Genomic DNA, 12326 nt, shown 5'->3' with positions numbered 1-12326 from the left:
GCCGCCACCGACAGGGAGATGTCTGCATGAAACCACTTTACCTGGCCTCCGGCTCGCCCCGTCGTCGTGAATTGCTGGCCCAGATCGGCGTGCCGTTCACCGTCACCAGCGCCCCCATCGATGAAACCCCGCTGCCAGACGAAAGCGCCGTGGCGTATGTCGAACGCCTGGCCCGGAGCAAGGCCGAGGCTGGCCTTGCCAGTCTTGCCGGCCCGGCCGTGGTGCTCGGCGCAGACACTGCGGTGGTGCTCGATGGTCGTATTCTCGGCAAACCGGAAAACCGTGAAGATGCCTTGGCCATGCTGGCAGACATGGCTGGGCGCGAACATCAGGTGTTGACGGCGGTGGCGCTGAGCGATGGCCAGTGCTGCCTGAGTGTCTGCGTCACCAGCAACGTACGTTTTCGCGCCATCGACCCGCAAGAAGCACAGCGCTATTGGGCCAGTGGCGAGCCAGTGGATAAAGCCGGCGGTTATGCCATCCAGGGCTTGGGGGCGGTATTCGTGACCGGCCTTCAGGGCAGCTATTCGGCGGTAGTCGGCCTGCCCCTGAGCGAGACGGCCGAGCTGCTCGCCCAATTCGGTATCGCCTGCTGGCAGGTGCCGGCGCTTTCTCCTGAGGTAACAAAGCAGCAGTAGCCAGCCCGGCGCCCGCGATCCATGATTACCGAAGACCTTTGACGAGAGCCTGCCATGAGTGAAGAGATCCTGATCAACATCACCCCGATGGAGTCGCGTGTGGCGGTGGTGGAAAACGGGGTGCTGCAGGAAGTGCACGTCGAGCGCACCCAGCGTCGCGGCATCGTCGGCAATATCTACAAGGGCAAAGTGGTGCGGGTGCTGCCAGGCATGCAGGCGGCGTTCGTCGATATCGGCCTGGAGCGCGCCGCGTTCATTCATGCCTCGGAGATTTCCCAGCGCGAAGGTTCTGCCGTGGAGACCATCACCGCACTGGTACACGAGGGCCAGGCCCTGGTGGTGCAGGTGACCAAGGACCCCATCGGTAGCAAGGGCGCACGGCTGACCACCCAGCTGTCCATACCGTCGCGTTACCTGGTGTACATGCCGCGCAGCAGCCATGTCGGCATTTCCCTGAAGATCGAAGACGAAGCCGAACGTGATCGCCTCAAGCAGGTGGTCAGTGACTGCATGGACAGCGAAGACATCAAGAACGCCGGCGGTTTCATCCTGCGCACTGCTGCCGAGGGCGCACGGGCCGAAGAGATCCTGCAGGACATCCGCTACCTGCGCCGCCTGTGGGAGCAGATTGGCAGCCAGATCCAGACCTGCGGCGCGCCGACGGTCATCTACGAGGATCTTGGCCTGGCCTTGCGCACACTGCGTGACCTGGTCAACCCCAAGATCGAGAAGATTCGCATCGACTCACGGGAAACCTTCCAGAAAACCACGCAGTTCGTTGCCGAACTGATGCCGGAGATCGCCGACCGCCTGGAGCACTACCCGGGTGAGCGGCCGATCTTCGACCTGTACGGCGTCGAGGACGAAATCCAGCGCGCACTGGATCGCAAGGTGCCGCTCAAGTCCGGCGGCTATCTGGTGGTCGACCCCGCCGAGGCAATGACTACCATCGATGTCAACACCGGCGCCTTCGTCGGCCACCGCAACCTCGAAGAGACCATTTTCAAGACCAACCTTGAAGCGGCCACGGCAATCGCCCGGCAGCTGCGCCTGCGCAACATTGGCGGGATCATCATCATCGACTTCATCGACATGGAGGATGAGGACCATCAACGCCAGGTGCTGCGTACGCTGGAGAAACAGCTCGAACGTGACCATGCCAAGACCAACATCATCGGCATCACCGAGCTGGGCCTGGTACAGATGACCCGCAAGCGCACGCGTGAGAGCCTGGAGCAGGTACTGTGCGAACCGTGCACCGCCTGCCAGGGGCGTGGCAAGCTGAAAACCCCGGAAACTATCTGTTACGAAATTTTCCGCGAGATCCTTCGTGAAGCCCGCGCCTATCAGGCAGAAGGCTATCGGGTGCTGGCCAACCAGAAGGTGGTCGACCGCCTGCTCGATGAAGAGTCCGGCAACGTGGCCGAGCTGGAAACGTTCATCGGTCGAACCATTCGCTTCCAGGTCGAGTCGATGTACTCGCAGGAGCAGTACGATGTGGTGCTGCTCTGAGGCTTTCTGATACCCAGCCCAAGGTGCTCGGGCTGGCAAAACCGCTGCTTCGAGCCATCATGGATAAACGACCTGGAGGGCCTTGGCCATGGGACGTCTGACCCGCGTTCTTGTCGCCTTGACCCGTTGGGGGCTGGGCATCTGCGCCCTGCTGGCTGTGTTGGTGGCGCTCTATGTCAGCCTCGGCCGGGAGCTGGTGCCACTGGTGGCCGAATACCGCGCCGACCTTGAAAGCAAGGCCGAGCAGGCGTTGGGCATGCCGGTGCATGTGGGGGCGCTTGAAGGGCGCTGGAGTGGCCTGGCGCCGGTGCTGCGGGTTCGTGACCTGCAGTTGGGCGAGGGCGCTTCGGCGTTGCGCCTGGATGACGTCAAGCTGGTGCCGGACCTCTGGGCCAGCCTCACTGCCCGCGAAGTACGCCTGGCGCATATCCAGTTGGCGGGCCTGCAACTGATCCTGCGTGAGAACGAGCAGGGCGGTTGGGCGCTTGAAGGCTTACCACAAAAGGGCGACGCGCCGCTGGACCCGGCCGAGGTGCTGCAGCGTCTGCAACAGTTGGGCCGTATCGACGTATTCGACAGCCAGGTCACCCTGCAGCCCTGGCAGCGTGACCCGTTGACTCTTACCTATGTCAGCCTTGGCCTGCAGGCCGGCGCTTCACGCCAGGCGCTGGACCTGCGTGCGACCCTGCCTGATGGCCAGCCGTTGGCACTGAACCTGCGCAGCCGGGTAACGCCCCAGGCCTGGCGCGATGGTAAGGCAGAGGCTTACCTGAGCCTGCCGCAGAGCGACTGGGCGCGTTGGCTGCCGCCACGCCTGCTCGGCCAGTGGCAGGCCCAAGCCCTGCGCGCCGGTGGTGAGTTCTGGGTTGACTGGGGCGAGGGCCGGTTGCAGCAGGCGGTGGTCCGCCTCAATGCCCCTCAGTTGCGCGGCGCCTATGCCCAGCGCCAGGCGGTGACACTGGATAACCTGGCGGTCTCGGCCTGGTTCCAGCGTCGCGAGCAAGGGTTCGATGTGGTTGTCGATTCACTGGCTGCCAACATCGGCAAGGCTCGCTGGGAGTCGAAGCTGCAGGTGCGTCAGCGCGCAGGTGAGCAACCCGGTGGGGAAAGCTGGCAGGTACAGGCCGACCGCCTTGACCTTGCGCCGCTGACGCCTTTGATAGATGCACTGGCGCCACTGCCTGAAAAATTCATGACTGCGGTCGATGCGCTGAATGTGACCGGTGCCGTGCGCAACTTGCGCCTCGACTTGCGGCCCAAGGCCGAGGGTGATCAACGGCTGCAGTTCGCTGCCAATCTGGAAAAAGTGGGTTTTGACGCCTACCACGGCGCACCCGCTGCCGGCAATGTCAGCGGCAGCATCAGCGGAGACCTGGGCCATGGCGAGCTGCGCCTGGATACCGACGCTTTCATGTTGCATCTGTATCCGATCTTCGCCAAACCTTGGCATTATCAGAAAGCCAACGCCCGTTTGACCTATACCCTCGACAAAGAGGGTTTTACCTTGGCTGCCCCCTACCTGAAAGTGCTGGGCGAAGAGGGCAAGATCGCCGGGGATTTCCTGATTCGCCTGCTGTTCAATGAAGGCAGCGAGAGCTATATGGACCTGCGCGTAGGCCTGACCGAGGGCGATGGGCGCTACACCGCCAAATACCTGCCTGAAGTGCTCAGCCCGGCGCTCGATGAGTGGCTGCGCAGTGCCATCGTCAAGGGCAACGTCGATGAAGGCTACTTCCAGTACCAAGGTTCGCTGAACCACGGTGCCAGCCCCGAATCGCGCAGCATCAGCCTGTTCTTCAAGGTGCACGACGCCGCCCTGAACTTCCAGCCTGGCTGGCCACAGGTGCAAAACGTCGATGGCGATGTGCTGATCGAGGACAGTGGCGTGCGCATCAAGGCCCATAAAGGCCTGTTGCTGGACACCCAGGTAAGTGACGTCAGTGTCAACATTCCCCATGTGGAGGGTGGCGAGCAAAGCCGCCTGTACCTTGATGGCAATTTCGATGGCAGCCTCGGCGATGGCCTGAGGATTCTCAAGGAAGCGCCTATCGGCACGGGCGAAATTTTCGCAGGATGGGAGGGCGAGGGGCCGCTCAAGGGCAAGCTCAAGCTCGACATCCCCCTGGCCCGAGGACAACGCCCGAAGGTACAGGTCGACTTTGCCACCTCCGATGCACGCCTCAAGGTTGCGCCGCCAAGCCTGGAGCTGAGCCGACTCAAGGGCGATTTCAGTTTCGATCTCGACAAGGGGCTGAGCGGGAAGAACATCGCCCTGCAGGCATTTGGCAAGCCGGTGACCGCGCAGATAACCGCCGGGGGCCAGCCTGGGCAGATGCAGACGCGTATCAGCGCGAATGGCCACGTGGCGCTCCGGGCCTTGACCGACTGGCTGCAGTTCAAGCAGCCCTTGCCGGCGTCCGGTGACCTGCCCTATCAATTGCAACTCAACCTTGGCAGCCGCGACAACAGTCTGAGCGTGAATTCGTCGCTCAAAGGCCTTGCAATCGATTTGCCTGCGCCGTTCGGCAAGGCCGCAGCAGATACCCGTGAGAGCCGATTCAGCATGAGCCTGCAGGGGCCTGAGCGGCGTCTGGATGCTGCCTACGCCGACCTTGCCCGCTTTGCCTATGCCGCGCCCAGCCAAAACCTGGCGCAAGGTCGCGGCGAACTGCTGCTGGGGGCAGGGCAGGCGCAGGTGCCAACTGGGCAGGGCCTGCGTGTACGGGGGCGCCTCGAGAGCCTGGACCTGGCGCCCTGGCAGGCGCAGATGACGCAGATGAGTGGCGACGACCCTGGCGCAAGTGCCCGGCAGACTCTGCAGAGCGTAGACCTGAGCATCGGCCAGTTGAAGGCCCTTGGCATGGACCTGAACCAGGCGGTCGTGCGTCTGGCCCGGGGAGGCCCTGCGTGGGATCTGCGCCTGGACAGCAAGGAAGTCATCGGCAATGCACGTTTACCCGATGCCAAGGGCGCACCGATGACCGTGCGCCTGCAGACCTTGCGCCTGCCACCAGCGGACCCGGCGCAGGCACAGGCCGAGGAAGGCCCTGACCCGCTGGCCTCGTTCGACCCACGCAAGGTACCGGCACTGGACCTGACCATCGACAAGCTGTACCGCGGCGACGACCTGTACGGCAACCTGGCGCTGAAACTGCGCCCGACCGCTCGAGGGGTGGCAGCTCAGGATATCGACCTCGTCTTCAAAGGCCTGCACATCGACGGCCGGGGCGGCTGGGAAGGTGACAGCGGCGCCACCAGCAGTTGGTACAAGGGCCGCCTGGATGGCAAGAACCTGGCCGACGTGCTCAAGGCCTGGGGCTTCGCGCCTACCGTGACCAGTCGTGACTTCCGTCTGGATGTGGATGGCCGTTGGCCCGGTTCGCCAGCCTGGGTCGGCCTAAACCGTTTCTCAGGCAGCATGGATGCGGCGTTGCGCACAGGGCAGTTCGTCGAAGTGGAGGGCGGCGCGCAAGCCTTGCGGGTGTTCGGCCTGCTCAACTTCAACTCCATCGGCCGGCGTCTGCGCCTGGACTTCTCCGACCTGTTCGACAAGGGCCTGGCCTATGACCGGGTAAAAGGCTTGCTGGTAGCCAGTGACGGCGTCTACGTGACCCGCGAGCCGATCAGCGTGACCGGGCCTTCGAGCAACTTCGAGCTCGACGGTACGCTGGACCTCGTTCGCGACCGGGTCGACGCCAACCTGCAGGTCTCCCTGCCAGTGACCAACAACCTGCCGCTGGCCGCGCTGATCGTCGGCGCACCGGCGGTCGGTGGGGCGCTGTTTCTGGTCGATAGGCTGATCGGTGACCGGGTATCGCGCTTCGCCAGCGTGCACTATCGCATCGAAGGGCCGTGGAAAGAGCCTAGAATCACCTTTGTGAAACCGTTCAACAAGTAGTGCCAGGAGTGCCCATGAAGGTAGCGGTCATCCAGATGGTCAGCCAGGACGATGTGCTGGCCAACTTGCAGCGTGCGGGTACCTTGCTGGAACAGGCGGCATTCGGCGGCGCGAGGCTGGCGGTGCTGCCAGAAAATTTCGCCGCCATGGGGCGCAAGGACGCCGCTGCGCTCGGCCGGGCCGAGGCGCTGGGTGAGGGGCCGATACTGCCCTGGTTGAAACGCACGGCCCGCGACCTCAGATTATGGATTGTTGCCGGCACCTTGCCGCTGCCACCTGCCGATCAGCCTGATGCCAAGGCGCATGCCTGCTCGCTTTTGATCGACGAGCACGGCGAGGTGGTGGCGCGCTACGACAAGCTGCACCTGTTCGATGTGGACGTGGCCGATAACCGCGGCCGTTACCGTGAATCCGACGACTATGCCCATGGCGCGCAAGTGGTGGTGGCCGACACGCCGGCAGGGCGCCTTGGCTTGAGCGTCTGCTACGACCTGCGTTTCCCGGAACTGTACAGCGCGCTGCGCAGTGCCGGCGCGCAACTGATTACGGCACCTGCGGCATTTACTGCGGTCACAGGCGCGGCGCACTGGGAAGTGCTGATTCGTGCCCGGGCGATCGAAACACAGTGCTATGTGCTGGCCGCAGCACAGGGCGGTACCCATCCAGGCCCGCGGGAGACCTATGGGCACGCGGCGATCGTCGACCCCTGGGGGCGGATCGTCGCCGAACAGGCGCAGGGCGAAGCGGTATTGCTCGCCGAGCGCGACAGTGATGAACAAGCGTCCATTCGGGCGCGCATGCCGGTTGCCTCGCACCGGCGCTTTTTTTCGCAGGACGCCTTGCGGCCTGCGCACACCTCGGAGTGACTATGAGCCAGATGTTATCCACCGTCAGCGAGCAGCTCCTGGCCCCAGGCGGACTGACCCTGGACAGCCTGCAGGCTGTACTGGGCGAGTTGGCCGGGCCGGGCATCGACGCCGCCGACCTGTACTTCCAGGGCCAGATCTCGGAAACCTGGGCGCTGGAGGACGGCATTGTCAAAGAGGGCAGCTTCAACCTTGACCAGGGCGTGGGCGTGCGTGCCCAGTCGGGTGAGAAAACCGGTTTCGCCTACAGCAACGCGATCAACCTCGAGGCTCTGACTTCGGCAGCCCGTGCGGCGCGTTCGATTTCCCGCGCCGGCCAGAATGGCACTGTCCAGGCGTTCCGCAGCCAGGACGTGACGGCCCTGTATGCCCCGGACAACCCGCTGGACGTGCTCAGCCGTGCTGAAAAGGTCGAGCTGCTCAAACGTGTCGATGCCGCCACGCGGGCGCTCGACCCGCGTATCCAGCAGGTCAGCGTGAGCATGGCCGGGGTTTGGGAGCGCATTCTGATTGCTGCGGCCGACGGCAGCCTGGCCGCTGACGTGCGGCCGCTGGTGCGCTTCAACGTCAGTGTCATCGTCGAGCAAAATGGTCGGCGCGAACGGGGCGGGCAGGGCGGCGGCGGGCGTACCGACTACCGCTTCTTCACCGAGGAACGGGTCATGGGTTATGCCCGTGAGGCGCTGCGCCAGGCCTTGGTGAACCTGGAGGCCATTCCTGCGCCAGCTGGTACCTTGCCGGTGGTGCTGGGTTCTGGTTGGTCGGGTGTGCTGTTGCATGAAGCGGTCGGTCACGGCCTGGAAGGCGACTTCAACCGTAAGGGCAGTTCGGCGTTCAGTGGCCGGATCGGCGAGAAGGTGGCTTCGAGCCTGTGCACTATCGTGGACGACGGCACCCTCGAGGGCCGCCGAGGCTCGCTGAGTGTCGACGACGAAGGTACGCCGACCGAATGCACCACGCTGATCGAGAACGGCGTGCTCAAGGGCTACATGCAGGACAAACTCAATGCACGCCTGATGGGGATGGCCGTGACCGGTAACGGCCGCCGGGAATCCTATGCCCACCTGCCGATGCCACGCATGACCAACACCTACATGCGTGCCGGCGAAAGCGACCCGCAGGAAATCATCGCCTCGGTGAAGAAAGGCATCTACTGCGCCAATCTTGGCGGTGGCCAGGTGGACATCACCAGCGGCAAGTTCGTGTTCTCCACCAGCGAAGCCTATCTGATCGAAGACGGGAAAATCACCGCGCCGGTCAAGGGCGCGACGCTGATCGGCAACGGGCCCGAGGCCATGAGCCGAGTGTCGATGGTGGGTAACGATCTTGCGTTGGACAGCGGTGTGGGCACGTGCGGCAAGGATGGGCAATCGGTGCCGGTAGGGGTTGGCCAGCCGACCTTGAAGCTGGACGCGATCACCGTCGGTGGTACCGGCGCGTGATGCATGCCCCGGGGCTGCAGGGCAGCCCCAGGTGGCGGGGCTCAGCGCAGGCCGCGCTGAAGTTCGTCGAGGTCGCGGATGTACTTGAAGACCTTGCGCGCAGCGGCAGGCGGCTTGTTCCGCGCCTTTTCGTGCTGAGCGTGACGGATCAGCGAACGCAGTTGCTGACGGTCGGTGTCGGGGTATTCGTTGACGAAGCGTTCAAGGTCCTCGTCGTTACCGTCGATAAGGCGGTCCCGCCAGCGCTCCAGGTTGTGGAAGCGTTCGTTGTACTGGCGGCTGGAGCTGTCGATCTGCTCGAGCACCGCGTGGATGGCGTCCAGGTCCTGGTCGCGCATCAGTTTGCCGACGAACGACATATGCCGTTTGCGTGCGCCATGGGCGGTGTGCTTGCAGGCTTCGGCCAAGGCTTTGCGCAGCTCGTCGGTCAACGGCAGGCGCGCCAGGGTATCGGCCTTGACCGTGGTCAGGCGTTCGCCGAGTTCGACCAGCGCATGCAACTCGCGCTTGATCTGGGTTTTGCTTTTTTCGCCGTCGAAGGCGTCGTCGTATGAATCAACCATGGTGGCAGTCCGTTTAAGTTTTATGAAAAGTCGCCGCGCAGGCACTTTTCGTACAAGGCATAGAAATTGCCGCCATGATAACCACCCGGGGGCCGCTTGTCCGGCCCGGTCGTAGAATGACCCTCGCCGAACGCAGAATTTGAGTGGAGAAAACCATGAGTGCAGTCCAGAGCGTAGGCCCCAAGGACCTGCCAGCATTGCAGGAGCAGGTCGAAGCGATCATCGCCGAGGCGAGCCGGCAGGGTGCCAGCGCCTGCGAAGTGGCAGTATCGCTGGAGCAGGGCTTGTCCACCACGGTGCGCCAGCGTGAGGTTGAGACGGTAGAGTTCAACCGCGACCAAGGCTTTGGCATCACCCTCTATGTCGGCCAGCGCAAGGGCTCGGCCAGCACCTCGGCCAGTGGGCCGGAGGCTATTCGCGAAACCGTTGCCGCCGCCCTGGCCATTGCCAGGCACACCTCCGAAGACGAGTGCTCGGGGCTGGCTGATGCGGCACTGATGGCGCGCGAGATCCCTGACCTGGACCTTTACCATGACTGGGATCTGGAGCCCGAGAAAGCCATCGAGATGGCGCTGGCCTGCGAGGCTGCGGCGTTTGACGCTGACCCGCGCATTCTCAACGCCGATGGCACCACCCTCAATACCCACCAGGGCTGCCGTGTATATGGCAACAGCCATGGCTTCATCGGTGGCTACGCATCGACCCGGCACAGCCTGAGCTGCGTGATGATCGCTGAAGGTGAAGGCCAGATGCAGCGTGATTACTGGTATGACGTCAACCGCCAGGGCCACCTGTTGGCCGACCCGCGCAGCATTGGCCAGCGCGCGGCACAGCGAGCAGCCAGCCGACTCGGTGCGCGTCCGGTCAAGACATGCGAAGTGCCGGTGCTGTTCTCCGCCGAGCTGGCGGGTGGTCTGTTCGGCAGCTTCCTGTCGGCCATTTCTGGTGGCAACCTGTACCGCAAGTCGTCGTTCCTCGATGGTGCCATTGGCCAGCGTCTGTTCCCCAGCTGGCTGACGCTGGACGAGCGCCCGCATATTCCGCGTGCCCTTGGCAGCGCGGCATTCGACGGTGATGGCCTGGCGACTTATGCCAAGCCGTTTGTCGATAAAGGGGAGCTGGTGTCTTACCTGCTGGGCACCTATTCCGGCCGCAAGCTCGGCTTGCCAAGCACGGCCAACTCCGGTGGCGTGCATAACCTGTATGTCACCCATGGCATCGAAGATCAGGCAGCACTCATCCGGCGCATGGGGCGCGGTTTGCTGGTGACTGAGCTGATGGGCCATGGCCTGAACATGGTCACGGGCGACTACTCACGGGGTGCCGCAGGTTTCTGGGTTGAGAATGGCGAGATCCAGCATGCGGTGCAGGAAGTGACGATTGCCGGCAACATGAAGGACATGTTCCAGCAGATTGTCGCGATTGGCAGCGATCTTGAAACCCGCAGCAATATTCACACGGGCTCGGTGTTGATCGAGCGGATGACCGTTGCAGGTAGCTGAGTTGCTTGAGCGTTAAGCAAAACCTAAAAACCCGGCCACTGTGCCGGGTTTTTATTTGCTCAATCCGCGCTTGAAGTGATTACGTTTATCATTTAATAATGAATATCATTACCCAAAGCTTCGGTGATGATGTTCATGAAACCTGTCCTGCGCGAACTGCCCTACCTGGAAAACTGGCGCTGGCTCAGCCGGCGCATCCGCTGCGCGCTCGAACCCGACGAGCCGCGCCTGATCGAGCACTACCTTGCCGAAGGCCGCTACCTGGTGTGCTGCACGGATACCTCGCCATGGACGGTGGCTCTGACTTCCTTCCGCCTGCTGCTGGATACCGCTTGCGATCGCATGCTGCCATGGCATTGGCGTTGCCAGTGCCTGGACCAGGCCTGGCGCCCTCTGCTTGAACTGCGCAACCTGGACCGCCGCGAACAGAACCAGCGCTGGCAACCCTACGCTCTGCAACTGGCCAATTGCCGGTTGCTGCCGTCCATTTCCCCCGATGAACTGATGCAAGGATTTGATGATGAGTGATACCCGTATCGAGCGTGACAGCATGGGTGAACTGCAAGTGCCGGCCCAGGCCCTGTACGGCGCCCAGACCCAGCGCGCGGTCGACAATTTCCCGATCAGCGGTCAGCGTATGCCGGCCCAGTTCATTCGTGCCCTGCTGCTGGCCAAGGCTGCGGCAGCCAAGGCCAACATCGAGCTTGAGCAAATTTCCGCCGCCCAGGGCCAAGCCATCGTCAAGGCGGTCGAGCAGCTGCTTGCCGAGGACTTCATCCAGCACTTCCCGGTGGACGTGTACCAGACTGGCTCCGGCACCAGCTCGAACATGAATGCCAACGAGGTGATCGCCACCTTGGCCAGCCGCCTGCTCGGTGAGCCGGTCAATGCCAACGACCACGTCAACTGTGGCCAGAGCAGCAACGACATCATCCCGACCACCATCCACGTCAGTGCCGCACTGGCGCTGCATGAGCAGTTGCTGCCCGCCCTGGCTCACCTGGCTCAGGTGATCGAAGCCAAATCGGTGCAGGTGCATCAGTACGTGAAGACTGGCCGTACCCACCTGATGGATGCCATGCCGGTGCGCATGAGCCAGGTGCTCGATGGCTGGGCAGCACAGATCAACGGCGCCAAGGCGCATATCGAAGCGACCTTGCCGAGCCTGCAGGCCCTGGCCCAGGGTGGCACTGCCGTGGGCACCGGGATCAACGCCCACCCGCAGTTCGCCGCAGGCTTTGCCCGTCAGCTGAGCGGCCTCACCCAGGTCGAGTTCACCCAAGGACCGAACCTGTTCGCCCTGATCGGCTCCCAGGACACCGCCGTGGCGCTGTCCGGCCAGCTCAAGACCACAGCCGTGGCACTCATGAAAATCGCCAACGACCTGCGCTGGATGAACTCCGGCCCGCTCGCCGGCCTCGGTGAAATCGAACTGCAAGGCCTGCAGCCTGGCTCCTCGATCATGCCGGGCAAGGTCAACCCGGTGATCCCGGAAGCCACCGCCATGGTTGCCGCCCAGGTGATCGGCAACGACGCGACCATCGCCGTTGCCGGCCAGTCGGGCAACTTCGAGCTCAACGTGATGCTGCCGGTGATTGCCCGCAACCTGCTGGAGAGTATCGAGCTGATGGCCAATGCCAGCCGCCTGCTGGCCGACAAGGCCATCGCCAGCTTCAAGGTCAACGAGAACAAGCTCAAGGAAGCCCTGGCGCGCAACCCGATCCTGGTCACCGCGCTGAACCCGATCATCGGCTATCTCAAGGCCGCCGAGATCGCCAAGACCGCCTACAAGCAGGGCCGGCCGATCATCGACGTGGCGCTGGAGCATACCGACCTGTCGCGCGATCAGCTCGAGGCGCTGCTGGACCCGGAAAAACTCACCGCTGGGGGCATCTGACCCGCGTC

9 protein-coding genes are annotated in these 12326 nt (G+C 63.4%); 8 read left to right on the top strand and 1 reads right to left on the bottom strand.

Going from position 1 to position 12326, the window contains the following annotated elements; genetic code table 11:
* The first annotated feature begins 26 nt into the window (after nt 1-26).
* The 5 genes from JOE27_RS11905 to tldD all read left to right on the top strand — a co-directional run bounded on the left by JOE27_RS11905 (nt 27) and on the right by tldD (nt 8356).
* Nucleotides 27-638 (top strand): Maf family protein, encoded by a 612-nt coding sequence (locus JOE27_RS11905; RefSeq protein WP_204918822.1) that lies wholly within the window; start codon nt 27-29, stop codon nt 636-638.
* A gap of 54 nt (nt 639-692) precedes the next feature.
* Nucleotides 693-2150: a ribonuclease G gene (gene rng, locus JOE27_RS11900; protein WP_012316090.1), complete on the top strand. Its 1458-nt coding sequence runs from the start codon at nt 693-695 to the stop codon at nt 2148-2150.
* A gap of 88 nt (nt 2151-2238) precedes the next feature.
* Nucleotides 2239-6048: a YhdP family protein gene (locus JOE27_RS11895; RefSeq protein ID WP_204918820.1), complete on the top strand. Its 3810-nt coding sequence runs from the start codon at nt 2239-2241 to the stop codon at nt 6046-6048.
* Between the two features lie 14 nt (nt 6049-6062).
* Nucleotides 6063-6914 (top strand): carbon-nitrogen hydrolase family protein, encoded by an 852-nt coding sequence (locus tag JOE27_RS11890; RefSeq protein ID WP_115273943.1) that lies wholly within the window; start codon nt 6063-6065, stop codon nt 6912-6914.
* A 2-nt stretch (nt 6915-6916) separates the two neighbouring features.
* Entirely contained in the window at nt 6917-8356 is a 1440-nt protein-coding gene (gene tldD, locus JOE27_RS11885) for a metalloprotease TldD (RefSeq protein WP_012316087.1), read from the top strand.
* A 41-nt stretch (nt 8357-8397) separates the two neighbouring features.
* Here the strand turns inward: tldD and yjgA are convergent, their stop codons facing one another.
* Nucleotides 8398-8919 (bottom strand): ribosome biogenesis factor YjgA, encoded by a 522-nt coding sequence (gene yjgA / locus JOE27_RS11880; protein ID WP_012316086.1) that lies wholly within the window; start codon nt 8917-8919, stop codon nt 8398-8400.
* Nucleotides 8920-9074: 155 nt separating this feature from the next.
* Here yjgA and pmbA point away from each other — a divergent pair, with 155 nt between their 5' ends.
* From pmbA to JOE27_RS11865, 3 genes are all read left to right on the top strand, one after another.
* Entirely contained in the window at nt 9075-10421 is a 1347-nt protein-coding gene (pmbA, locus tag JOE27_RS11875) for a metalloprotease PmbA (protein ID WP_046784450.1), read from the top strand.
* Nucleotides 10422-10547: 126 nt separating this feature from the next.
* Nucleotides 10548-10949 (top strand): FagA protein, encoded by a 402-nt coding sequence (locus JOE27_RS11870; protein ID WP_080952054.1) that lies wholly within the window; start codon nt 10548-10550, stop codon nt 10947-10949.
* Nucleotides 10942-12318, top strand: coding sequence for a class II fumarate hydratase (locus JOE27_RS11865; RefSeq protein WP_115273944.1), 1377 nt, complete (start codon nt 10942-10944; stop codon nt 12316-12318). Before JOE27_RS11870 ends, JOE27_RS11865 begins: the two co-directional genes overlap by 8 nt.
* Nucleotides 12319-12326: the final 8 nt, after the last annotated feature.

Origin of the sequence: Pseudomonas sp. M5 (assembly GCF_016907075.1) — a bacterium.
In the GTDB taxonomy this organism is placed as follows: domain Bacteria; phylum Pseudomonadota; class Gammaproteobacteria; order Pseudomonadales; family Pseudomonadaceae; genus Aquipseudomonas; species Aquipseudomonas putida_E.
The sequence above is the reverse complement of the archived record's forward strand: the minus strand, read 5'-3'. Positions and strand labels throughout refer to the sequence as shown.

Coding starts and splice junctions, on each gene's coding strand:
- JOE27_RS11905 (WP_204918822.1), top strand. CDS start 27: ATGAAACCACTTTACCTGGCCTCCGGCTCGCCCCGTCGTCGTGAATTG.
- JOE27_RS11895 (WP_204918820.1), top strand. CDS start 2,239: ATGGGACGTCTGACCCGCGTTCTTGTCGCCTTGACCCGTTGGGGGCTG.
- JOE27_RS11865 (WP_115273944.1), top strand. CDS start 10,942: ATGAGTGATACCCGTATCGAGCGTGACAGCATGGGTGAACTGCAAGTG.
- tldD (WP_012316087.1), top strand. CDS start 6,917: ATGAGCCAGATGTTATCCACCGTCAGCGAGCAGCTCCTGGCCCCAGGC.
- JOE27_RS11890 (WP_115273943.1), top strand. CDS start 6,063: ATGAAGGTAGCGGTCATCCAGATGGTCAGCCAGGACGATGTGCTGGCC.
- JOE27_RS11870 (WP_080952054.1), top strand. CDS start 10,548: ATGATGTTCATGAAACCTGTCCTGCGCGAACTGCCCTACCTGGAAAAC.
- rng (WP_012316090.1), top strand. CDS start 693: ATGAGTGAAGAGATCCTGATCAACATCACCCCGATGGAGTCGCGTGTG.
- pmbA (WP_046784450.1), top strand. CDS start 9,075: ATGAGTGCAGTCCAGAGCGTAGGCCCCAAGGACCTGCCAGCATTGCAG.
- yjgA (WP_012316086.1), bottom strand. CDS start 8,919: ATGGTTGATTCATACGACGACGCCTTCGACGGCGAAAAAAGCAAAACC.